We start from the raw sequence: 24599 nt of genomic DNA, 5'->3' as shown, positions 1-24599 counted from the left end.
TCAGATTTTCTCCGCTACCCGCAGCCGGGCGCTCCGAGCCATGGGATTGGCGGCGAGCTCCTCTCGGCCGGGAGCCATGGCCCGTCTCGTAATGACACGAAACTCTTTTTTCTTGTTGCAGCAGCACACGGGAAAATCAGGCGGACAGACACAGGCCGTCTCCCACAGCCGCATCTGCCGTTTGACGATCCTGTCTTCAAGCGAATGGAAGGTAATAACGCAAAGCCTGGCATTGGTCTTCAGACAGTCCGCCACGCCGGCCAGAAATTTTTTCAGGTTGTCCAGTTCACCGTTAACGGCGATTCTCAAGGCCATGAACACCCGGGTGGCCGGATGAATCTTCAGCGAACGGCGGGATCCGGCCGGATAAGCCTTCTCCACGATACGGGCCAGCTGGGTGCTGGAAGAAATCGCCTCGGTCCGGCGGACGCGGACTAGCTCCCGGGCGATTTTTGTCGCGAACCTCTCCTCCCCGAATTCCCTGAAAATCCCGGCCAGGCGGGCTTCGCTGTCGTGATTGACGATGGCGTCGGCCGTCAGCGGCTGGCGCACGTCCATGCGCATATCGAGGGGTTCGTCCCGGTTGAATGAAAAGCCGCGGCCGCTGCCCTGCAGCTGATGCAGGGAAACGCCCAGATCAAGCAGTACGCCGTCAACGGCTTCGACGCCCGCTTCTTGGAGTATGAAAGGAAGGTTGGAAAAATTGTCATGGACCAGGCAAACGTCTTTCGGTTTCCAGTCCTGCAGCTTCTGGCGCGCCGTCATCAGGGCGTCTTCATCCCGGTCGATTCCGATCAGCAGCCCGCCAGGTAAAATCCGCCCGGCGATCAACCGGGAATGACCGGCCCCGCCTATGGTACAGTCGACGATCACCATCCCCTTGCCGCAGTTGAGGGAATCCACCGCCTCGTTGAGCATAACCGGTGTATGACCGTACCACATGGTTTAAAGCCCTATATCTCGGATTACACGCTGATACTCCTCGCTGTCTACCTGTTTGTCGAAATTGATCCGCTGCGCTTCGTATTTCTCACGGTCCCAGACTTTAAAATAATAAACCAGGCCGACAATGACGATATCTTCCTTTATACCCGCCAGTTCCCGCAGGTCCGCCGGGATCAGCACCCGCCATTGCTTATCGATCTTGCACTCCGACACCTGCCCCAGATAATTATCGATAAGCCGCTGGTACTGCCCGGCCATGGTTTCATTCTCCAGCAGTTTCTTCTCTCTTTTTTCCCATTCCGCCTCGGGATAGACGTGCAGGGCGTTAGCGTAATAGGTAATCATCAGGAGATTGTCGCTGTTGCCGGGATAGTCGTGAAAACAGTCCCGGAAGCGTTTCGGAATAATAAAGCGCCCCTTGGGATCAACCGTGTTGGTGGTCATCCCTCTTAATTTCTTGTTTTTGCTGTCCATTCCTATTCCTTCACCTAGCATCCCCTTTGCATCCACTTTATAGCAAAAAATATTCTTGTCAAGCAAAAAAAATGGGAAAAACAATAATTTTTCTAATAAATTATGGGCATAATGGCATGTCATGAAAGGGCCGCAGAAATGAAAAAGGGTCGAGGGAAAGAAGAAGATCCCTTTAACACATATTTTTTTATTGCCAAAACAGACCGAAAAACGAATATTGTTTTTAATTTTTTTTCTATTTTTTATGGACAGCATGGCCCGTCATGACGGACACACATAAAAAAATCAGGGCGCTGGGACTTTCCTCCGGGGGACTGGACAGCATTCTGTCCGCGCTGGTCCTGCGCGACCAGGGCATCGCGGTGGAATGGATCAGCTTTGAAACACCGTTCTTTACGGCCGATAACGCCAGGAAGGCGGCCCTGGCCACCGGCATTCCCCTCACCGTGAAAAACATTACGTCGGAATACCTGGGCATGTTGAAAAACCCGCCCTGCGGATACGGCCAGAACATGAATCCCTGCATGGATTGTCACGCCCTGATGGCCAATATCGCCGGGCAAATCATGCGGGAAAACGGTTTTGATTTTATTTTCAGCGGCGAAGTGGCGGGGCAGCGGCCCATGTCCCAGGTCGGACACGCGCTGCGTTATGTAGAAAAACGGTCGGGTGTGGACGGCTATCTGTTGCGTCCCTTGAGCGCCAGAGTGCTGCCGGAAACCATACCGGAAAAGGAAGGACTGGTGGACAGAAACCGCCTGCACGGCATCACCGGCCGTTCCCGCAAGCCGCAGATGGAGATGGCCGCGCGTTACGGCGTCAGCGATTATCCCTCACCCGCCGGCGGCTGTCTGCTGACCGACGAAAACTATTCCAAGCGGTTGAGAGACCTGTTTGACCACCAGCCCGCCTTTTCCGACAGCGACCTGGCGGCACTCGCCTTCGGCCGGCATTTCCGCCTCAGTCCGGAAGCCAAATTAATCGTGGGCAAAAACAAGGCCGACAATCAGCGTCTCTCGGAAATCGCGTCGGCCGGGACGTTCACCACCCTGAAAATCAAAGATTTGCCGGGACCGACCTGCCTGCTGGCAGGGACACCGGATGAAGCGATGCTGATGCTGGCGGCGGGGATATGCGCCGGATACGGCAAGGTAGTGGAACAGCCCGTTCAGATTATGGTCGCCGCCGGCCGGGAAACGCGGGCCCTTCCCATCCTGGGGATAGCGCCGGACAGAGTGCGGCATCTGCTGCTCTGATTAATGGAAGTCTTATCGCCCCTGATCAAGAACTAAGCAAAACCCGGATATGCCCTTTTGAACCCCGGTCTTCGCCCTCCAGGGATTTCAACTGCCAGCCGTAGCTGAAGTCCACGCTGAGATACCGGTCGATATGATACCGGCACCCGGCCCCGGCGCTCCGGACAATGGTGGTGGGGTCCTCATCCGGCAGCGGATCCACGTTCTCCCCCATGCCGTAATCACAGAAAAGGAAGGGCTGAAAGGGATCCTTCCATTCCCGGTCCGCCAGCATCCGGGCCGGGAATATCAGCGGCAGCAGCAGTTCCGCCCGCAGCAGATAACCGGTATCGGCATAGACCGCATCGTCATCATAGCCCCGCACCCCGAACTGCCCGCTGAACTGAACCTGTTCACTTCCCAGGAGATTGCGGTTGGACAGCTGCCCCGTGGCCGACAAATCCAGGGAAAACGCCGCCGGCAGCGTCAGGGAACGGGTCAGGCGAAGGTTGGCATAGGTGTAGTCCGCCTCGGCCCCCGCCCGGGTGATGTCGAAATACTCGTCCTTGTTGTAATGCCCCAGATCGCCAGGGCTGTAGGTGAGCCGTCCCGTGAAACCGGTCGCGCCAAGGGAATCGGGCAGATTGCCGCTGTAGACCAGGCTTGCCTGCATAATGTAGGTCGTGTTGTCCGTAACCGGCTCGTCGCTGAACTCCATGTTGTTGTCGCTGTTCTTGTAATCGAACAGCAGCGACAGGCCCTGCGTATAGGCCCCGCAGGCCTGCAGATCGTGATCATACTGCAGGTTCAGTTCGGACGATTTGCCGTCCTGATTGAAAGGCTCGGGCATACGGCTGTGAATCGTCGAGTACACCCCCGACAGCGTCAAGGCATCCCGCCAGGGCAGGGGAACGAGATAGGAGCCGCTGTGGGCGGCATAATCCTCGAACTCGGTATTGGTGGTGAACTGATAGTTCAGCTGGTGGCCCAGGCCGAAGGCATTGCCCCAGTTGAGTCCGGTCTCCGCCCGGTTTTTACCGGTGGTGTCCGTGCCGGCGTTGTTGTAGCCGGCATATACCCTCAACGGCAGCCGCTCGTTGACCCGGAATTCAAAGTCCGTAGTGCCGGGTTCACCGCCCGGCGCCATGAAGAAATTGCCGGCTCTAAAGGGGTTGCGGTTGATCCAGTCCGCGTCCCCGTTCAGCACCGACTTACGGACGGGATCGCCTGGCTTGAGGCGCATGGACGACCGGTAGAGGTCTTCGGAAAAGTACCGGGCCCCATCGATGCGGATGGCGCCGGCCCGGCTTTCCCTGACCATCACCTGGACAACGCCGGAGGTGATATCCTGTTCGGGCAGGGTGATGCTCACAAAGGGGGTGTCGGTCCGGGAGTAGTGCAGATAAAGGTCCATCACCAGACGCTGGAGCGCGGCCATGGAAACCGGTTTTCCCAGATACCGCTCCTGCAGCATGGCCCGGGCCTCCGGATCGGCCAGAAGGGGAACCCGGCCGGCGTCCAGTCCGCCTTCGGGGATGGCGGGACTGGGCTGGACCTGATCGGCGGCGGTCACAAAAACGAGGCCCAGCAGCGCTTCCACCATGACGGTTTCATCAGCCGGGGCAGGGGAGACCTGTGCCGGGGCCGGGGGAATGATCTCCCCTTCGGGCGGGGCCACCTGCGGCGCCACGGGTTCGGGTTTCAAGTCCCGCAGATCCTGGGCCGACAAAACCGGAACAAAAAAAGCGCCGCAGAGCAGCGCCAGAAGAAAAGCGGCTCCCATAAGGAACCGCATCCTGAGATTACCGTTTGACAACCTGTTCACCCGTTTCTTTCCCCCTGTGGCAGCATCACGTTGAATGACGGCGGCGGAGTGAAATTAAATCCCTGGTTGCTCATTCCCAGTATCAGCATCATGCCGTAAAGCTGGGACTGGGCATTGGTATCACCGTAAAGCAACGTGTCAATATCAAAATTTTGGGCGTTTTCGACGAGATGTTCGTAATAATCCTCAAGCTGGGCCCGCTCGGCCACTTGAATACCCCGGGATACGCCGACCGTCACGGCAAATAGAGCCCCGCCGATAATGGGCATGGCGGCACCGGCCGCCGATATGCTGGAAGCAATGACGCTGGCGGAAGTGGCGGTATGCCCGGCCAGGGCCCCGGCCGTCCAGGCACTGAAGAAGGCTGGCATGATCACTCCCATACTTGTCATAGCGGTGGCGGTGAACCCGAAGGTTGTCAGGGTGGCAATGCTGATGGCGCCGGTAACATAAGCCGCCGTGGCATTGGTGACAAAATCCTCGTCCGGCATGGAGACATCGCCCAAGAGTGACATCATTCTTCCCTGCTTGCGCCCCTGCGCGTAGCGCCAGGCGTTGAATTCCGCTACCGCCTGCTCGGCAATCTTCACCTTCATGTCGCGAATCTGATTTTCCAGGGTGGTCTTGATGATCTGTTGCTGGTTGTACAGCTCGGTGCCCGGCTGGAGCGGCATTTTCAGAAACTCCAGCAGAGCGTTGGCAATGAGCCCGCAATTGGCCTTGTCGCACAGCCACAGGTCGATGTTGTCCACCTCCAGCCCCATCCGCCGGATAAAATTACGGGCCACGTAGCGCATGGCTTCGGCCGCCGCCCAGGGCACACCGAAGGGGCTGGGCCAGGACCACTGGGCGTAGGAGAACTGATTGTTAGGATTATAGGTATTGACCTGGACGGTCGACAGATCAATAACGACTTCAAGTGGAATGATCACGCTTTCGGGCCGGACCGTCAGGGTGCCCGGATCAAAATCAATGGTGTAGTTGGCGGCGGTCAGGGGCCCGTCCTGAACGATGTACTGGTAGGTGTTGCCGTCTTCGGAGGGCGGCATCGTCTGCCCGTTATAATTTTCTACCGCCACCAGGTTCAGCCCCTCGACCACGTCAGGCCGGTCGCTGTAACGCAGCCCGGTTATCGTGGCCGTAAAAGGCGGGTAGCTCTCGTTTTTATAAATAGCGGCATCGTTGGCGGTCACCGTCAAGGGCGCCGGCGTGACGGTAAGGATTCCATCGTGCCGGGTGATGACGTAATTGGCAGCCGCGCCACCGATCACATGGATCAGGTGGTCACCGGCGGTCAGCCCTTCGGCGGAATACGTCGGCTCTTCAGACAGGCTGTCGCCGGGCAGCAGTCCGCCGGTCGAATAACCGTAAACCGGGGCGTCGCCGTAAACGGCGGTGATATCACTGGCGAACAGATCCAGGGGCCGGGCCATGACCTGCAGCCGGCCACCCACATAGACCAGCGAGTAGTAGGGGGGCGCAATCGCCCCGCCGGCGGTGACGGGATAGGTTCCCACCGGTGAACGGTCTACGGCCGGGGTGGTAATCCACAGATTGGAAACCACCGACGGGGTGTCCCCTTCCGCCAGTCCGTCGTATCGGGCCGTAAAGACCGGGTTCGGGTCGCCGTAAATCCTGCTGGCGTCGTTGACGGTGATGACCAGCTGATAGGGCGCCCTGATGGTGAGAATGCCGTCGACGTAGGACACCGTGTAGTTGGGCGCCCAGGCAAAGCCCGGTGTGATGGGATACGCGCCGGGGGGCGAACCGGTATTGGCCGTGGTTTGCAAGCTCAGGCCGCTGACCGCCGTGGCCGTGGGATTACCATCGGCATCCATATCCCATGATTGTAAGCCGGTATAGGTCGCCGTGAATGGCGGATTGGGATCGCCGATGCGGCGGCTGTAGTTATCGGCGGTGATGGTCAGGGGCGCGGGCGTCACCGTCAGCTGGCCGGGCCAGATGGCCGTCACGTTGTAATTCTGAGAGGTAATGCCGGCCCAGTTGCCGTTCCAGATGATGGAGTAGGTGCCGACATCCGACTGTTCATCCACGTCCGGAACACCTGGAAGCGATGTCGATGCGTAAAGCGTGATTCCGTCGATCACGCCGGGGTTGGGGTTGCCGGAAGCGTCCTGGTCCCAGCTCATCAGGCCGCTGTATGCGGCCGGGAAGGTCGCCGGGTTCGCCTCCCCGTACAAACGTTCGTAGTTTTGAACGGTAATGTTCACCGGGGCCTTGCCGATGGAAAACGTCGCCGGCGTGGTATCGAGAATGAAATGATATCCCATGGGACCGCTCAGGGTGCCCAGGCCGGTAAGGTTGACGGCGTAATCGCCCGCCGGCGTCTGCTGATCCACGGCGGTAGACAGCACCGGGTTGCCGGACAGGCTGTCCCCGTCGACCACGCCGGCGGCGGACCACTGCAGGGGCGGATTGACGTCCCCATAGGTCTTGAACGCAGCCAGGGGAGATATGGTGACATCAGGCCGCAGACTGTAGACAAACCAGCTGCCGGCCGGCAGCGACCCCAGGTCGGCGTAATCCTTGTCGTAAATGCGGCCCTGCATGCCGGTCCAGGTCACGGCGTTTCCGTAGGTGTCCAGACGCGGATCGGTGGAGAGGATCTTGATATTGCTGACACAGGGCAGTTGGCTGGTCACCGAGCCCACGGTTACGGGGCTGCCGGCATTGATAAAGTTCCCGCCGGCGGCCAGTACGAGCTGCTCGTCATAAACGTCGGGCCGGAACCCGATAAAATTATTGAGGGTGAGGTTCCCGGCGCTGCGCACGGTCAGATTGCCGTCGATCATGATCCATCCCGGCGCCGGTGTCTCGATAGCCACGTTACCGCCGGTTACAAAAGTGATGTTGGCGGGCAGATTCTGCGGTGTCGCCCCGAAAGCCGGCCACTGGCCGCTGCCGTCGCCCAGCAGAATGGTGCCGATCTGGTTGGCCGGGTTGTCGACGTTAAAGGCCACCCGGCCGCCGAAGCTGTTTATCCGGCCGATCATCTGGAAGGCATTGGCCGAAATCTGGGAATGGATCTGAAAGTTGCCGGTTGAAAAAACCGGTTCCACCAGGATCTTGCCGGCCTGAATAACAAGGTTTCCGTCGGCGCTGCTGGCATCGGCCGTGATCGCCTTTGACTTGAGATAAACTTCGCTGCCGGCGTTGGTGGCGGTAATCAGGGTGTTGGCGCCCTGGAGCGGCTCGCGCACGATCCATAAATGGTTGCCCGCGTCCAGCGTCAGTCGGGTGGCGGCGTTCCAGGCGATTTCACCGCCTTCAAAGATGACCGTGTTGTCGGCGGCAATGGTGACATTGGCTGTTGCCAGGCTGGTGGAAATGTCGGCGGGGTTCCATAGAGCAGTGGGGGTTCCGCCCGGGGTATGGACATAGCTGGCGCCGATATTGGCGTCGGTGGGGTCGAGCAGCAGGGTCCCCCAATCTCCCCGGGGCGCCCGCAGGTCGGCCGATCCCTCATAAACAAGAGACTTGCCCGACACCTCGGCGGAGCCGGCGTTGCCGGAAAATTCCCCGCCGGTGGCGGAAATACGGCCGTAAAATTCGGTGACCTCGTCGGACCAGACCACCACCTGACCGCCATCGCCGCTGGAAACAGCATCGGCCCTTATGTCAACTTCCGGCGCCACTGATACCTGCCGGGCATTGTCAATCTGCGAATCCTTACCCTGATACCCGCCGCCGACTTGCACCGCGCCACCGCCGGCATCTCCGGAGGCATCGATCAGGGTTCCGTCGGCCAGGGAAATTTCATCGGCCGTCAGGGTCACCGTGCCGCCTTTCGCTCCCGGCGCCGGCGCCGAGACGTCCAGCGCGCCGCTGACCGTAATCGCGGAGGCGACATCACCTTCGGCATGGAGCCGGATGGTTCCCCCGTTGCCGTTCTCGTCAGCCGCCGTGATAGTGCCCGAATGAACGATGGCGCCGCCTTCGGCCTTGAGCAGAACGCGGCCGTCCTGGCTGGCAATGCCGGTGGCCCGGACAACACCGGAGTTATTGACCGCCAGGGCATAGACATTGCCGCCCACCGCCTGGAGCTCAGCCCGGGCCGCCTCGATCAGGCCGGAGTTGTCAATGCCGGCGGCCGGGCCACCGGCTTCAGGCAGGCCGGTCCGGACAACCAGCCGCTGGTCTCCGGAGTTCATCAGCAGCACTTCACCGCCCGCCGCCAGGCCTACCGTCCCGTTAGGAGCGGTGAGGATCCCCTCGTTTTTCACCTGGCGGCCAATCAGCAGGATGTCCCCGTTTTCGGCCGCGATGCTGCCCAGGTTGACTACCCCCCCGGCGGAGCCGCCGGAAAAAAGCAGGTCACCCCCCTGCATAAAGGACGCGTCCGGCAGGTCCAGGGTGGAGGCGGTAAACCCGCCGGTCTGAATGCGGCCTTCCGGCCCGACAACCACGCCGTTGGGATTGATCAGAAACACCCGGCCGTTGGCCTGGAGGTTTCCGTTGATGTCGGACGAAAGCGCGCCGGTTACCCGGTTCAGGACGGCCGAACGCGGCGAGGGCTGATTAAAGCGGGTCACTTCTCCGGAATCAATGGAAAAGCGCTGCCAGTTGATGACCGCCCGGTCGGAAATCTGATTGACCGTGGTCAGGCCCGGCTGCTGGTGGATGGACGCCCGGCCGGCCACGGTCCGGCCGTTTTCAGGGTTGGCCAGAACAAACGGCGGCAGGCATACGAGCAGGAAAAAAGTAACCAGGATGAAATTCAATACGGTAAAGGTGCCGGGGGTGGAAAAGAGAGCGGCCCGTGATATTTCTGTCACCAGCGAACGGCCGGTCCGGAAAAACAGAGACATCTTCACTTCTACTCCGCCCCGAAAGGATATCGCCGGGGATTAATGAAAAAATAAATTATTCATTATTTTGTATCTTATGAATGCGCCTTCTGTCAATCCATGTTTTGAAAACCCTTGTTTTCATCACGACGGCGGACCATCCGGCCCGGGGAACATGGACGGCCTTCACTTGCCGGCCGTGAGGAGCGCTTCGATTTCCCTGCAGACCGCGTCGGCCGCCTGGCCGGGATCAGCGGCGTCGCGGATGGGTCGGCCGATAACGATATAATCCGCCCCGTTTCTGACGGCTTCGGCCGGCGTCATGACCCGGCGCTGGTCATCACCGGCCACCGCTCCGAAGGAGGGACGGACGCCCGGCGTTACGGCCATAAATCCTTGACCGTGCGCCGCTTTAACGGCCGCCGCCTCCAACGGCGAACAGACCACCCCGTCCAGCCCGCATTCGGCCGCCATGGCGGCCCGTTTTGCTACCAGCAGCGAAACATCCCGCGCGTAAATGTCGGCGAAGCCCGCCTCCAGGACGTCTTCGGCAGTGACGCTGGTCAGCACGGTCACTCCCAACACTCCCACCCGGCCGTCGGCGCCGTCCAACGCCGCCCGGAGCATGTCCTTCTGACCGGCGCAATGCACCGTGGTCAGCCTCACCCCCATGTCGGCGATGTTTTTCATGGCCCGGAAGACCGTGGCCGGGATGTCATGGAGTTTCAAATCCAGAAAGATATCGGCATCGCCACTGGTCCTTATCTCGTCAATGACCTGGCGGCCGTCCCGGACAAACAGTTCCAACCCGACCTTGAACAGACCGACCCGGCCGCGAAGCATCCGGATATACCTCCGGGCCTTGTCAGCATCAGGCACATCCAGGGCGAAAATCAGATAATCCCTGGCGGTTTTCTTTCGGTCTCCTCGTTGTAAGGTCATACAGGCACCACAGCGTTTAATATGTCACCGAATATAACACCGCCCCACTTTTCCGGCGGCAATTTCCCGGAACCTATCCAGTTCCCAGTCCGCGAACGGCTCCCTGCCCGCGAAAAACTCCGGGGCAAGCATCCGCTTTGTGCGGCACCGCTGCAGGACATACAGCGGCGCGCCGGCCGCGAGATCGGAAATTTTTTCCATAATGGCCTCATCCACAAACGGCCGGGCGCAGGTGGTTCTGAATTCATAGGGCAAACCGGAATGCTTGATGATCTTGATGCTGGAACGGATCCGGTCGCAGTCGAAGTTCTTTCCGGCCAGCAGGGTGTAATTGGCGGGCCGGGTCTTGATGTCCATGGCGATATAATCGATCACGCCCGCGTCCAGCAATTTGTCCAGCATGGCCGGCCGGCTGCCGTTGGTGTCCAGCTTGACGGCCATCCCCTTCTCCTTGATCCTCCGGCACAGGGACAGGATCCCGTCATCCAGGGTGGGCTCTCCGCCGGTGACGACCACCCCGTCCAGAAAACCCCGGCGAAGGGAGAGGAAATCGAAAAACTGGTCCAGGGACATGAAAGGATCGCCGGCCACGGAAATCAGGTCCGGATTATGACAATAAGGGCAACGGAAGTTGCAGCCGGCGCAGAACAGCACACAGCTGACCTTCCCGGGGTAATCGATAACGGTGGTTTTCTGCAGGCCGCCAATAAGCATGATCAGCCGCCCATATTCCGCTTACTGCACGATGGAGAGCGTCTGCTCATAGGTCTTCTTGTCCTCGGCAGACGCCGTCGCCATGACGGGTATGTCATGCCGGACGCCGGCGTCAAAGACCTTGCGCATGACGAATTCGGCCTGCTTGCCGTCGTTCCACTGGGTCACCGGCCGCAGATATCCCACCACCCGGGAGTATACCTCGGTCTCGCATCCGCAGGCGGCGCAGACCGGCTGTTCGCCGCTCATGTAGCCGTGTTCCGGGCAGATGCTGAAGGTCGGCGTCAGGGTAAAATAAGGCAAATGGAAGTTCTCGGCGATTTTCCGGATCAGGGCCTTGGCGCCCTCGGTATCCTCCACCTGTTCTCCCAGGAACACATGGAAAACCGTACCGCCGGTATACTTGGTCTGAAGCTTGTCCTGAAGCATCAGCGCTTCAAAAATATCATCCGTGTAATTTACCGGCAGCTGGGTGGAATTGGTATAGAAAGGAAAGCTGCTGGGATCGCCGCATTCGTTGGCGCAGATGATGTCCGGATAGCGCTGCTTGTCCAGCATGGCCAGCCGAAAGGCGGTTCCTTCGGCCGGGGTGGCTTCCAGATTGAAGATGTCCTTGGTTTCCTTCTGGATCCCGGAAAGCGTGTCCCGCAAAAAGTCCATGACCTCTAGGGAGAAGGCCTGACCGGCGCCATTGGCGATATCCACCCCGAGAAAATTGAGGCAGGCCTCGTTCATGCCGACAATGCCAATGGTGGAAAAATGGTTCTTCCAGTAGGATCCGGAGGATTCCTTGATTTTGGTCAGATAAAATTTCGCGTAGGGGTATAAATTACTTTCGGTAAATGCTTCCAGCACTTTGCGCTTGATCACCAGGCTGTCTTTGGCCAGGGTCACCAGTTCCGCCAGTCGGTTGAAGAAGTCCTCCCGGGTTCTGGCCTCATAGGCGATCCGGGGAAGGTTGATGGTCACCACGCCGATGGATCCGGTCAGGGGGTTGGCGCCAAAAAGGCCACCGCCCCGCTTGTTGAGCTCACGGTTGTCCAGTCGCAGCCGGCAGCACATGGAGCGGGCGTCTTCGGGCGACATATCGGAATTGATGAAATTGGAGAAATAGGGAATGCCGTACTTGGCCGTCATTCGCCAGATGGCGTCAAGGTTGGGGTTGTCCCAGTCAAAATCCTTGGTGATATTATAGGTCGGGATCGGGAAGGTAAACACCCGCCCTCTGGCGTCGCCCGCCATCATGACTTCGGCAAAAGCCCGGTTGATGAGATCCATTTCCACCTGAAACTGGCCGTAGGTTTCTTTCTCGCTGTATTTGCCGCCGATGATGACCGGCTGGTCGCGGAGCGTCCCCGGAACCTTCAGATCCATGGTAAGATTGGTAAACGGCGTCTGAAAGCCCACCCGGGTAGGAATATTGATGTTGAAGACGAACTCCTGAAGGGCCTGCTTGACCTCCTCATAATCCAGCTTGTCATGGCGCACAAACGGCGCCAGCAGGGTGTCAAAGTTGGAAATCGCCTGGGCGCCGGCGGCTTCTCCCTGAAGCGTGTAGAAAAAATTGACGATCTGCCCCAAGGCCGACCGGAAATGCTTGGGCGGCGAACTCTCCACCTTGCCTTTCACCCCACGGAACCCCTGAAGCAGAAGGTCCTGCAGGTCCCAGCCCACGCAATACACGGACAGCAGGCTCAGGTCATGGATATGGATATCGCCGCTCTTGTGCGCCTCCCGGACCTTGGGCGGATAGACCCGGTTGAGCCAGTATTCCGAGGTGACGTCCGACGAGATGTAGTTGTTCAGCCCCTGGAGCGAGTAGCTCATATTGCTGTTTTCTTTGATTTTCCAGTCAGCGTTATCGATATAGCTTTCCACCAGCTTGACGCTGGCCCGGGTAGCGATCTGCCGGATCTGGGCGTGCTGTTCCCGGTAAAGGATATAGGCCTTGGCGCTCTTTAAAAAAGGAGAGTCCAGCAGGACCCGCTCGACAATGTCCTGAATCTCCTCCACCTCGGGTATCGGGCCCAGCCCCATCTGCTCGGCCATGGCCAGTACCTTGAGCGTCAGTTTTCTCGCCACCTGAATGTCGAATTCACCCGTTGCTTCACCGGCTTTGGCGATGGCGTTGGTAATCTTCCGTGAATCAAACCCGCACACCCTGCCGTCTCGCTTCTTGATGCTTTCAAACAATTGGGGCCTCCTTATGACCGGCTGCATAATGAATAATATTGATAGCAATCAGTACCATCAACGGCTCTGATCCGATTCATTGCATAAATCCAAAAGGTAGTCGAAATGATTTTTTGTCTGGAATGGACTTCAACCTATCCCAACATATTGTGATCTGTCAACCAAAAAATTCAATATATGGTATTTTTTCCCCAAAAAGGAAAAGAATGGAAAAGCGGCGGGTTATCCCCAAAGGCATCAGAAAAGGCTTCAAGTTTCTTGTCGCCCGGCCGGCCGGTGCGCCTCATCTCTGCCGCCTGAACGAAGCGCCCGGGCAGACATCAAGGCGCGGAAAACAATAAAATACATAATTTATCAAAACAGTTAAATACCGTTTCCGGCGTAAAACCGGTATCCGGATCCCGACCGAAAGGATTTATGAGGGCCAACCGCCATATTAATAAGGAAAGCAGCGACGGGGGAGATTAACTATGTCGCCCTACCGACTATTCCGGACGGTTCAACCGAAGAGAAAACAGGCAACTTCCGAAAAAATTCATAACCCTGCCGGCAAAGCGCAAAGCCCAAGATCAAGGCGCGCCAATCCCGAGGAGTGAGGCGTACTGTTTGTACGCAGCAGTGACGAGGGATACAGCGCAACGCCGATATCGGGCTTTGCGCTTTGCCGGTATACCGATTTCAAATCAAAGATGATCTCAAGGCGGCCAGGAGGAGGCGGCGCAGGCGTATTGATAATACGTCGAGGAGCCGACGACGCAGCCAACGCAGAGAGGGCTTTGATTTGAAATCGGTATCAGCCTTTAATGACGATTAATGGCCGTATCCGCGCCACCTTCGTGGACACGCCGGCCCGATGGACCACGTCCACCACCGCGTCCACGTCCTTGTAGGCCTCGGGCATCTCTTCGGCCACGGTGGCTCGGCCGGCGCAGCGCAGGGTCACGCCTCTCTGGGCCATTTCGTCGAACAGATTCCGTCCCCGGGCCGATTTTTTGGCAGCTGTCCGGCTCAGCACCCGGCCGGCGCCATGACAGGTGGAACCGAAAGTGTCGGTCAGGGCGTTCTGGCCGCCCACCAGCACATAAGAAGCCGTGCCCATGTCGCCGGGGATCAGCACCGGCTGGCCCACGTCCTGGTACTCATGGCACAGTGAGGGATGCCCGGCGGGCAAAGCCCGGGTGGCGCCTTTGCGGTGGACGCACACCAGCCGCTTCTTCCCGTCCACCAGGTGCTCCTCTTTCTTGGCGATATTGTGGCAGACGTCGTAAATCTGGCGGAGCCCGACCTCGGCCGGTCCTTTTCGAAACACCCGGCAGAAGACTTCGCGGGCCTCGTGCAGCAGCACCTGGCGGTTGATCCAGGCGAAATTGGCGGCGCAGGCCATGGCCGCGAAATAGCGCCGGCCCTCGTCGGAGTCGATGGGCGCGCAGGCCAGCTGCCGGTCCGGCAGATCGATGGGCATCCGGCGGACGGCTTTGGCCATGACCGCCAGATAATCGTCGCAGACCTGGTGGCCAAGGCCCCGGGAACCGGAATGAAACATCAGCGTCACCTGGTCCTGGTGCAGGCCCATGCGGACGGCCGCCCGCTGGTCGAATATCTCTTCGATTACACCGACTTCGATAAAATGGTTGCCCGACCCCAGGGTGCCGAGCTGCTTTTTCCCCCGTTCCAGGGCCCGGTCGCTGACCGCCTCGGGGTCGGCCCCGGCCATGCAGCCGCCATCCTCGGTGCGGTCGATATCCCCCTCCTCGCCCAACCCCCGTTTGATTGCCCAGGGCGCGCCGGTTGCCATGGCCCGTCGTTCCTCGACATAGGAAAGATTCAGGCCGCCGGTGGCGCCCACGCCGCAGGGAATGGCGGCGATAAGGGCGTCGGCCAGGTCTTCGGCCCGGGCGGTCACCTCCGGCAGATCCAGGCGGCAGGCGGCCAGTCTCACCCCGCAGTTGATGTCATAGCCCACCCCGCCCGGCGAGATGATGCCCTCGGCCATGTCAAAGGCCGCCACCCCGCCGATGGGAAAGCCGTAGCCCCAGTGAATGTCGGGCATGGCCAGGGAGGCCGACAGGATGCCGGGCAGGGTGGCCACGTTGGCCACCTGCTGGCAGGCTTCTTCCCGGCGAAGCTGTTCGACCAGTTCCCTGCTGCTGTAAATAATCCCGGGCACCCGCATGGCCCCGGTCCGGGGAATTTCCCAGCGGTTTTCATCTATTTGCTTTAGTTCCATGTTTTCACCCTTAACGCACTGCGTATAAACATTCACTCTCTATATGGGGTCGCTATAGCACAAAAACGAATCTATGGTTTTCCGAGGAACCGTTTTCCTTCGCGCCTTGACCCTTTTGGGGCCGGTTGAAACCGGCGGCTGAATTTCTCGAACTCGGGCTGACGCCCTCAAACAGCGAGAAATTCTTGACGCCGCCGCTTCCAACCGGCTTTTTCCCAAAAGCGTCAAATGGCGCTCAAAAAACAGGTTCCCGGAAAACCTTTCAAAACCCGATAACCCTGGCAGTCTTTTTGAGCGTCGTTATGCATCATTCCGGAACCACTCGCTATAAGCGCCAGAATGCATATTGAGTCAGCCTTCACGAAACGTTCCAGGTCAAGGCGCGCGAAGCCCGACGAATGAAGCTCTACTGGCAGTACGCCGAACGAGGAGGGCTGAAGCGCAACGCTGACATGGGGCGTTTACCGAAGCCATCAGGCCTAATGAGCGTCAGCCCAGTTCCGGCCAGTTGCAATATTCACCTTCAGATGAACGGCCAGGTCGCAGACATGCTCCATGATATCACGGACCAGGCTGATGACCGTGTCGATCTCTTCGGGCGGACTCTCCAGCACCAGCTCGTCATGGACCGACAAGAGCATGGCGGCCGCCAGTTTTCTTCTGGTCAGCTCCTTTTCCACCGCGATCATGGCCAGCTTGATGATATCCGCGGCCGTGCCCTGGATAGGGGTGTTGATGGCCGCCCGCTCGGCAAACCCGCGCACGGCAAAGTTTGAATTGTCGATGTCCGGCAGGTGCCGGATCCGGCCGAACAGGGTCCGGGTCTGCTTGTTTTTCCGGGCGCTTTCAATGGCCCCGTCCATGAACTGCCTGACCCCGCGGTAACGGTCCAGGTAACTGTCGATGTAATTTTTAGCCATCTTCTGGCTGATGCCCAGATCCCGGGATAAACCGAAAGCACTGATACCATAGACAATCCCGAAATTGATGGCCTTGGCCTGGCGCCGCACGTCCTCGGTGATCATCTCCGGAAAGACCTGGAACACCTCGCTGGCCGTGCGGGTGTGGATGTCCTCGTCCTTTTCAAAGGCCTCGATCAGAATGGGGTCCTGGGAATAATGGGCCAGGATGCGCAGCTCGATCTGGGAATAGTCGGCGGAAATGAACTCCCAGCCGGGCCGCGGGATAAAGGCCCGGCGGATCAGCCGGCCCTCCTCGGTGCGGATGGGGATGTTCTGCAGGTTGGGCTCGGTGCTGCTCAGCCGTCCGGTGGCCGTGGCCGTCTGGTTAAACGAGGTATGAATGCGGCCGGTGTCCGGGTTGATCAACCCGAACAGGGCGTCGGCATAGGTGGATTTGAGCTTGGACAGGGTGCGGTGCCGCAACAGGGCCGCCGGCAGTTCGTGATGCTCGGCCAGGGTCTCCAGCACATCGGCGTCGGTGGAGTAGCCGGTCTTTTTTTTCGTCTTCTTCTGGGTGGGCAGTTTCAGTTTTTCAAACAGGATCACCCCCAGTTGCTGGGGGGAGTTGATGTTGAACGCTTCCCCGGCCAGACCGTAGATCTCCTTTTCCAGCTGTTCCAGCTGTCCCTCGAACTGCTTGGACAGGGCCAGCAGGGCCTCCGGATCGACCAGGACACCGCGCATCTCCATGGCCGTCAGCACCGGCACCAGGGGCATTTCAATCTTTTCGAACAATTCGGTCAGGCCGGCTTCCTGAAGTCTTTCCGATAGCAGCCGATAGACGCAGAAGGTGATGTCCGCGTCCTCGCCGGAATAGGTCGCGGCCTTATCGATGGCGACTTTGGAAAAGCAGATCGCGTCCCGGCCGGTGCCGGTCACCTCCGCATAAGAGATCATGCGGTGGTCCAGGTAATCCAGGGCGAGTTGATCCAGGCCGTATCCCCGACGGGCGGGATTGAGGAGGTAAGCCGCCACCATGGTGTCGAACATGGGGCCCCGGACAGTCAGGCCGTACCGGGCCAGAATCGTCAGGTCATATTTGATGTTCTGACCGACCTTCAGAATATTCGGATTTTCCAGCGCCGGCCGCAGCCGGGCGGCAATTGTTTCAAGGTCAAGCTGTTCTGGCGCGCCGTCATAATCATGGCCCACCGGAATATAAAAAGCCTCATCCGCTTTCAGGGAAAACGACAGGCCCACCAGCCGGACGGTCATGGTGTCAAGGCCGGTGGTCTCCGTGTCCAGGGAAAAGGCGGGGGCCCGGCCCAGGCGGTCCGTCAGCCGGTCCAGGTCTTCCACTCTCAGAATCGCGGTGTATTGCTTGCCCGAAAGGTCGCTCTCCCGGGGGAACTCCTTCTGCAGGGCGGCAAACTCCAGTTCGCCGAACAGGTCCGACAGAGCATTGTTGTCCGGTTCGGCCACCATGAACGCTTTGGCGTCATAGGTCACCGGCGCGGCGGTGTCGATGGTCACCAGTTGCCGGCTCAAATAAGCCTGATCCTTGAAACTGATCAGGTTTTCCTTTTGTTTCTTTTTCGTGATCTCGTCCACCCGGCTATAAATACTGTCCAGGGAGCCGAATTCCTGGATCAGGCCCAGAGCCGTTTTCTCACCAATGCCCGGTACGCCGGGGACATTGTCGGAGGTGTCCCCGGACAGGGCCATGGCGTCGATGACCTGGGATGGCTCGATGCCGAGTTTCTTTTTCACGGCCTCCGCATCGACGCTGATCTCTTTGAGGGGATCCCAGATGGTGACATGGTCGGTGACCAGCTGGGCGAAATCCTTATCCCCGGAGACGATGACCACCTCAAACCCGGCCGCCACCGCCTGCCGGGCCAGGGTGCCGATGAGGTCGTCGGCTTCAAATCCCGGCATCTCCAGCATGGGAATGCGGAAACCTTCCACGATCTTTTTGATATAGGGAATCTGCACGGCCATGTCCTCGGGCATGGCCGCCCGGTTGGCCTTGTATTCCTTATAGATGTCATGACGGAACGTCGGGCCCCGGGCGTCAAACAGGACCACGGCATACTGCGGCTGCCGTTCCTTCATGAACTTGATCAGCATGCGGGTAAAAGAAAAAGCCGCGTTGGTGGGCAGCCCCCGGGAATTGGACAGGCTGCGCACGGCATGATACCCGCGGTGAATATAGGCAGTGCCGTCGATCAGGTAAACAATACGTTTTTTTGGCATCAGAAAACTCCCGGTTGTGCGGATTATCCCGTCAGATGATTGAGGATATATCATGGCAACAGATGGGTGGCAAGAAAACCCGAACCGGGGAAAACCGTTCGGCGCCGCTTTTGTTTGACATGCTGCGGATCTGTCCATAAAGTCCTTGCAGATGGTTTCCGGGATATCGGATTTCCGGAATCTTTACCTCATTATTATAAAAGGATACCTCGCCATCATGTTCGGCACCATACTCATCTCCATCATGACCCTCATGCAACTCTATGTTTTCCTGCGGGCCGCTTCAGTGCCCCTGGTCAGACGGCATGTTTCCAGACAAACCCTTCTGATTGCGGCCGTCGTCGCCTGGGCAATTTTATTTTCCGGCCGCACTTTGGGGCACGATGGAACCGGACCCGCTGCCGCGATTCTGGAATTTTCCGGCATGACCCTGATGGGCGTAATTTTCCTGTCCTTTATAACAATGCTGGCCGCGGATCTGACCACCCTCGGCGGTCTGATCCTGAAGCAATGGGCCCCGCGGATGCGGGGCTGGGCGCTGGCCGCCGGGGTCATCCTCTCCATCATCGCCCTGGTCCAGGGAATGCGGCCGCCGGTGGTCACCCGGCATGAGGTGCGCCTGACCGGCCTGCCCGCGGCTCTGGACGGCACCGTGCTGGCGGTCGTTTCCGATACGCATCTCGGTTCCCTGATCGGCGAGCGATGGCTGGCCGGACGGATAGAGCAGATCAACGAATTGAACCCGGACATGATCATACTGCTGGGCGACATATTTGAAGGCCACGGCGGCAGCGAGGAGGCCTTTGCCCGTCTTTTCCGACAGCTTGCCCCGCCCCTGGGTGTATGGGCAGTCACGGGCAATCATGAGTTTCACGGTCGCAACAACCAGGGAATCCGGCGCATGGAACAGGCCGGGTTCCGTTTATTGCGCGATCAGTGGGCGCAAACCGCTCCCGGACTGATCGTGGCCGGGGTGGACGACCTGACCACCCGCCGCCGGGATACCCCCCCCGGTGATCCGGTTGCCGCCGCGCTTTCCGGCCGGCCGGCCGGGGCCGCCATCCTTCTCTCCCACAGTCCGCTGGAATATGAAAAAGCGGCCGCCCTCGGCGCCGGGCTCATGCTCAGCGGCCACACCCACGACGGCCAGATCTGGCCCTTCAACCATCTGGAACGGCTCGTCTACCCTCTTCTGTCCGGCCGTTTTCAGGTCGACAACATGACCCTGATCGTCTGCCGCGGCACCGGCACCTGGGGCCCGCGCATGCGTCTCTGGCTGCCGGGGGAGATTCTGGCGATAACCCTGCGCAGTGGCGGATGATCGTCGCCTGAAAGCCAGCCATTATTTAATGGTGAAATCATATATCCCGGTCCACCGGTCCAGGCCGCCGGACTCCCGGCGAGCCAGCAGCTCCCGGCAACGGTCCCGGTAAAACTTCAGCGGCAGGCGCAGGGGCCGGCCGGTCCGCCCCCCCATCTCCGCTCTTTTCCGGATGGCGTCATAAATGGACAGGGCCGATTCAAAATCACCCCGCTGATAACAGGCAAAGGCCTTATCCAGGTCCGGTCCCACGGCCTGTTTGAGACGGAGCGCTTCCGCGTCCAGATGGTCGTATACCTCATAGATGCGGGTCGGCGCCTGCCGCCCCTTGACCTGGACCATGTCCAGAAACTGCAGGCGGTAATTACCGGAAAGCTGGGTTTTGAATTCCTCGGAAATAATGATGTCGGCCTGGTAGTAACGGGTCAGGGCTTCCAGGCGACTGGCGGCATTGACAATGTCGCCGATGACCGTGTAATCCATCTTGTTTTCCGAGCCGATGTTGCCCACCACCACCTGGCCGTAATTGATGCCGATGCCGCAATGGAAAAAGCGCTCCCTGTAGACGGGACTGCCGCCGTTGAGCGACCGCAGACCGCCGCACATGCGGACGGCCGCCCGCAGGCAGCTGTCCGGGTCGGTGAACACGGCCATGAGACCGTCGCCGATGAGTTTGTCGATCTCTCCGTTCTCACTGATGATATGCCGGTTCATTTCATTAAAATATCGGTTCAGCATGTCCACGATTTCCATCGAACTCCGCTTCTCCGACCAGCGGGTAAAATCGTTGATGTCGGCAAAAAGAACCGACACCATGCGATGAGTGGAGGGAAAACAGGTGGGATCATCCCCGGCGGCAATAATATCCACCAGGGACTTGCGGGTGTAAACCTGAACGATCTCCATCCGCCGGATGATCTCCCGCCGTTCCGCCAGCAGCCGCTTTTTCTCCTCCAGCAGGTCCCGGGCAATCCGTTCCGCCTGCTCGATCTTGGCCTCGTTGGCACTGATGGTCCGGGATAGCCGCTGTTTGAGGGTATGAACCCGGTTGCGGGCATAACGGGCATGACGGTAAAGAAGAAGACCGCTGCTGACGGCGACCAGGCCCAGGGCCAGCCAGACCGGCCGGCCGGGTCCGGTCAGGGCATAAAGCCCGGCCAGGCCGCCGTTGGCCAGGATCAGGGGAATGGCGGGGACCGGCAGCAGACGGCGTGGCCAGGCAATGGTGAAAGTCACTTCGCCTGAACTCACGCCCGACAACCGAGTCACCTCGGGGGGCACGTCCAGCCGCAGGAATTTCCTGATGATCAGCCGGTAGGCCGCGATAATGGCCTCGTCGCCATTGCGGGTGGCGGACGCGAAGTATTTGTCGGTCTTGTCGGCGTTCCAGTCCGGCCGCCGGGTCAGCTCAAAAGTAGCGCGGTTGCCGCCGGCATAGTCCACCCGGACGTGATAAGCGCGGGTAGACCGGTTTAGCATGTAGGTCAACAGATGAATCAGCATGCCGTCCGGCGCAAAGGAAAACCCTTCCAGTTCGTAATGGTCGAAGCTCTCCTCCACGATCCGGGTGGTGCTGCTGACGTTGGCGATGATCTTGACAAACTCGATCAGGTAATACCAGAACTCCGAGCACAGCCAGATATTCTTAATATTGACAATGACATTCTTGAAGCTGATGCCCGTCTTCTCCCGGCACAGCGCCTCGGCCCAGTCGTACAGGTCGGAAAAATCCACGCCTGCCTCGGTATAGTGGTCCAGCATGGCCCGGATCATGCTGAAAGTGGAGTCTTTTTCCGGCCCGCCGTAGGGGATATAGCGCAGCGGTCCCTTTTCCCAGATCTTGTGATGCTCGGACAATTGTGCCGTCGAGTATTCACCGAAATGCCAGTCAAACCGGCCGATGAACTGCTTGCAGAACATCTGGAAGTAGAAATAATACTCATGGGTATACCAGCGGTCTTCATCCAGCAGACCGGCACGGGTGATGAAGAACCGGTCGCCGGGGACGTGACGGTTGAGCCGATCGACCAGGTCCGGGGTGCTGCCCCGGCATTGTTCAAAATAGAGGAGGGTTTCCCGGACCGCGGTTCCGGCAATGCCGTATACTTCGGTTGATTCTTTTTCAGAAGGCGGGCGATAACAGCCCTGTGAATCCACCGTCCATGGCGCGTGCCGCATCCCGCGGCCGGCAAGCATGATGCCCTGGTTGTCCATAACCTTTGACTTCCCTGTCGTGTTGCTTTGTTTCCGCCCGGCGTTCCGGCTTCCCTGCCGGCAGGCGAAATTGTTGAAAAGAGTAGTCGATGAAACCCCGGCTGTCAACCGCAAAGACATCATATTAAAACGGCCGAAAGATCATCCGGCAGGAGCCGTCATTCCCTTTGTCGGGTGCCATGAGCGTACACCGTCGTTGGGTGCCACGGACGAAGACTGCCGCAGACGGGCTTGCCCGTGCAAGGCCATCTACGCCACGAACACACGGACAAGCTCAGGTCCGAATGCCCAGGCGGTGTTCATTAGAGTAAAGGAGCAGGAAAATCCAACAATGATGTCGCAAAAGGTCGTTTCGTTCGCTCCTCGATCCTTTTGGGCGGGATCAAGGGCCTTCGCTAATTTTCTCGAACTCGGGCTGCGCCCTCAGACAGCGAGAAAATTTTAACGCGAAGGCCCTTGATCCCTTTTCTCCCAAAATGATCGAAGTCGCTCACCAAACACCCTTTTTGCGACGGCAACAAAAGCCCTCATAGCTACCTGCTTCCTGATAAATTAATTGTAATTCATCAAAATTCTGGGCAAAATGTTATTTAGGGGAGGAAAGACATGAAGATCATTATTATCATTCTGGTAGGTTTCGCCATTGTTGCCTTTAATGCTACTTCTTATAGTGGCGTGGATGATAAGCAGGATGATGGCCTGTCGAGAACTGCAGTCTATTTTAAGCCTGGGACCTTTGAACTGGCTAAACAAAATATAGAGGAACTAATCAGCGGCCTGAGTAAAACAAAACGATACCAGATTTACGGATACACTGGCGAGGAAGATAAAGGGACGGAAGAAGAGTTGCTATCCATGGCCGCACACCGAGCCAATGTTGTAAGAGATATTTTGATCCAGAATGGTTTCTCCCAGTCGAGACTGACTACCATGCCTTACAACAAAGGCAAAGAATGCAAGGCTGTCCTTGTTGAAATGGGGGAATGAATCTTCTTGCCGGAATCAACGATGGCTTGCCCCCGATCAAAACGTTCTCGCCGCGAATCCTTTTGTGAGCGACCGTTGGTCATTTTAGGAGGCAAGGGTTCAATGACCCCGGCGTATAGAATTTCTCGCTGTTTGAGGGCGCAGTCCGGACATTTTTAGCAATACGGAACAGCCCAAGTTTGAGAAATTCAGCCGGGGTCATTGAACCCGCCCAAAATGATCAGGGGAGCGAGCAAAACGGATTGCGGCGAGTACATCATTCTTCTTCTGGATAGCCCGATCAAGTTCACCATCCGACCTGATCGGATGGTTTGGCCATGACGAAACGGAAAGTCATATGCCGAAGATCCGACGATGCAGCCAACGAAAAGAGCGCTTTGATTTGAAGTCGGTATTCTGGACAAGACCGACCAAGAGATGGTATTCTGATTCCGGAGGTGATTGAAAATGGCAAATACCTACACAGCGGTTACCAAGCAGGATGGGGGCTGGTGGATCGGATGGATTGAGGAAGTGCCGGGCGTGAACTGCCAGGAGCTGACGCGTGAGGCCCTGCTGGCCAGCCTGAAAACGACATTGGCGGAAGCCATCGAACTTAACCGCGAGGATGCAATTCGAGCGGCCGCCCCGGACTTTACCGAAGAACCGGTCACGGTATGAAACGCACGGAGTTGCTCAAGCATTTGCGCGAGCATGGGTGCCTCTTCATTCGCGAGGGCGGAAGCCATTCATGGTGGAGCAATCCGGACCGGAATCGCCGATCCTCTATTCCCAGACACACCGAGATCAATGATAACCTCGCCCGCAAGATCTGCAAAGACCTGGGCATCCCCTTCACTCAATAACGACACACATTGTTGTCCAGGATGGCCCGATCAAGTTTACCATCCGCCCAAAATGATCAGGGGAGCGAACAAAACGGATTCGCGGCGATCACATCATTCTTTTTCTGATTTTGTCTTTTCCAGGAGCTTATCAAGCGGCGTCGAGAAGGCCCGGTCAAGGTCGCCGCGCTTGTAGTTCCATATTCCTTCCTTGTTCATTTCCATGTCCATGCCGCCTCTCTGGTAGTCCCAGATGCCGTCATGGTCGATGTCCCGCTCCATGGGTCGGCTGCCAAAATCCATAACCCCATCGTTGTCCTCATCCCGGTCGGTCCCCCCCCGGGACGCGTCCCAGACGCCGTCGTAATCCATGTCCCGGTCCGTGCCGCCGCTGGTATAATCGAAAAGTTCGTTTTTGTTCACGTCCCGGTCCACCCCGCCCCGGCCGTAATCCCAGACGCCGTCGCCGTCCATATCCCGGTCCGTTCCGCCCCGGTCCTTGTCCCAAACGCCGTCGTTGTCGATATCCCGGTCGGTCCCGCCCTGCCCGCGCTCCCAGAGGCCGTCATTGTCCATGTCCCGGTCGTAGCCGTTCTTTCTGTAGTCCCAGAGCAGCCGGCCGGCGGAAACAAAATCCGCCGCCCCGGTCATAACAAGAAACATTATCATAATGATGACAACTGTTTTTTTCATGACGGTCTCCACTCCCTTGTTATGAATTCGATAAGCCGG

16 protein-coding genes are annotated in these 24599 nt (G+C 58.5%); 5 read left to right on the top strand and 11 right to left on the bottom strand.

Annotated features, from left to right (window positions below; translation table 11 throughout):
* On the bottom strand, positions 1-942 hold the full coding sequence (gene rsmH / locus AB1724_01140) for a 16S rRNA (cytosine(1402)-N(4))-methyltransferase RsmH (protein ID MEW6076395.1): 942 nt from the start codon (positions 940-942) through the stop codon (positions 1-3).
* A 3-nt stretch (positions 943-945) separates the two neighbouring features.
* Complete coding sequence (locus tag AB1724_01135; protein MEW6076394.1) at positions 946-1419, bottom strand: hypothetical protein; 474 nt, start codon at positions 1417-1419, stop codon at positions 946-948.
* A gap of 263 nt (positions 1420-1682) precedes the next feature.
* Here AB1724_01135 and AB1724_01130 point away from each other — a divergent pair, with 263 nt between their 5' ends.
* The gene (locus AB1724_01130; protein MEW6076393.1) at positions 1683-2675 is read left to right on the top strand and encodes a tRNA 4-thiouridine(8) synthase ThiI; all 993 of its coding nucleotides are present in this window, start codon (positions 1683-1685) and stop codon (positions 2673-2675) included.
* Positions 2676-2700: 25 nt separating this feature from the next.
* On the opposite strand, the gene AB1724_01125 is transcribed toward AB1724_01130, so the two are convergent.
* The 7 genes from AB1724_01125 to polA all read right to left on the bottom strand — a co-directional run bounded on the left by AB1724_01125 (position 2701) and on the right by polA (position 18521).
* A complete protein-coding gene (locus tag AB1724_01125; protein ID MEW6076392.1) occupies positions 2701-4437 on the bottom strand; it encodes a ShlB/FhaC/HecB family hemolysin secretion/activation protein in 1737 nt (578 codons plus the stop codon).
* A 38-nt stretch (positions 4438-4475) separates the two neighbouring features.
* Positions 4476-9308: an MBG domain-containing protein gene (locus AB1724_01120; protein ID MEW6076391.1), complete on the bottom strand. Its 4833-nt coding sequence runs from the start codon at positions 9306-9308 to the stop codon at positions 4476-4478.
* Positions 9309-9473: 165 nt separating this feature from the next.
* A complete protein-coding gene (gene pyrF, locus AB1724_01115; protein MEW6076390.1) occupies positions 9474-10229 on the bottom strand; it encodes an orotidine-5'-phosphate decarboxylase in 756 nt (251 codons plus the stop codon).
* Between the two features lie 24 nt (positions 10230-10253).
* Complete coding sequence (locus tag AB1724_01110) at positions 10254-10943, bottom strand: anaerobic ribonucleoside-triphosphate reductase activating protein (protein ID MEW6076389.1); 690 nt, start codon at positions 10941-10943, stop codon at positions 10254-10256.
* Between the two features lie 21 nt (positions 10944-10964).
* Entirely contained in the window at positions 10965-13136 is a 2172-nt protein-coding gene (locus AB1724_01105) for a ribonucleoside triphosphate reductase (GenBank protein MEW6076388.1), read from the bottom strand.
* 793 nt (positions 13137-13929) lie between these two features.
* Positions 13930-15363, bottom strand: coding sequence for an RtcB family protein (locus AB1724_01100; GenBank protein MEW6076387.1), 1434 nt, complete (start codon positions 15361-15363; stop codon positions 13930-13932).
* A 479-nt stretch (positions 15364-15842) separates the two neighbouring features.
* Entirely contained in the window at positions 15843-18521 is a 2679-nt protein-coding gene (polA, locus tag AB1724_01095; protein ID MEW6076386.1) for a DNA polymerase I, read from the bottom strand.
* A gap of 217 nt (positions 18522-18738) precedes the next feature.
* On the opposite strand from polA, the gene AB1724_01090 reads away from it, so the two are divergent.
* Positions 18739-19842 (top strand): metallophosphoesterase, encoded by a 1104-nt coding sequence (locus tag AB1724_01090; protein ID MEW6076385.1) that lies wholly within the window; start codon positions 18739-18741, stop codon positions 19840-19842.
* 21 nt (positions 19843-19863) lie between these two features.
* Here AB1724_01090 and AB1724_01085 read toward each other — a convergent pair whose 3' ends face one another.
* Entirely contained in the window at positions 19864-22056 is a 2193-nt protein-coding gene (locus AB1724_01085; GenBank protein ID MEW6076384.1) for an adenylate/guanylate cyclase domain-containing protein, read from the bottom strand.
* A 606-nt stretch (positions 22057-22662) separates the two neighbouring features.
* Between AB1724_01085 and AB1724_01080 the strand changes: the two genes are divergently transcribed.
* The 3 genes from AB1724_01080 (at position 22663) to AB1724_01070 (ending at position 23888) form a co-directional block, all read left to right on the top strand.
* A complete protein-coding gene (locus AB1724_01080) occupies positions 22663-23043 on the top strand; it encodes an OmpA family protein (GenBank protein ID MEW6076383.1) in 381 nt (126 codons plus the stop codon).
* A 447-nt stretch (positions 23044-23490) separates the two neighbouring features.
* Entirely contained in the window at positions 23491-23703 is a 213-nt protein-coding gene (locus tag AB1724_01075; protein MEW6076382.1) for a type II toxin-antitoxin system HicB family antitoxin, read from the top strand.
* Positions 23700-23888 carry a type II toxin-antitoxin system HicA family toxin gene (locus AB1724_01070; protein ID MEW6076381.1) on the top strand — a complete coding sequence of 63 codons (189 nt, stop codon included), beginning with the start codon at positions 23700-23702 and terminating at the stop codon, positions 23886-23888. Before AB1724_01075 ends, AB1724_01070 begins: the two co-directional genes overlap by 4 nt.
* 93 nt (positions 23889-23981) lie before the next feature.
* Here the strand turns inward: AB1724_01070 and AB1724_01065 are convergent, their stop codons facing one another.
* A complete protein-coding gene (locus AB1724_01065; protein ID MEW6076380.1) occupies positions 23982-24560 on the bottom strand; it encodes a hypothetical protein in 579 nt (192 codons plus the stop codon).
* Positions 24561-24599 lie beyond the last annotated feature (39 nt).

It is taken from the genome of Thermodesulfobacteriota bacterium (assembly GCA_040753795.1).
GTDB lineage: Bacteria > Desulfobacterota > Desulfobacteria > Desulfobacterales > Desulfosudaceae > JBFMDX01.
This window is presented reverse-complemented; position numbering and strand designations above follow the sequence as displayed.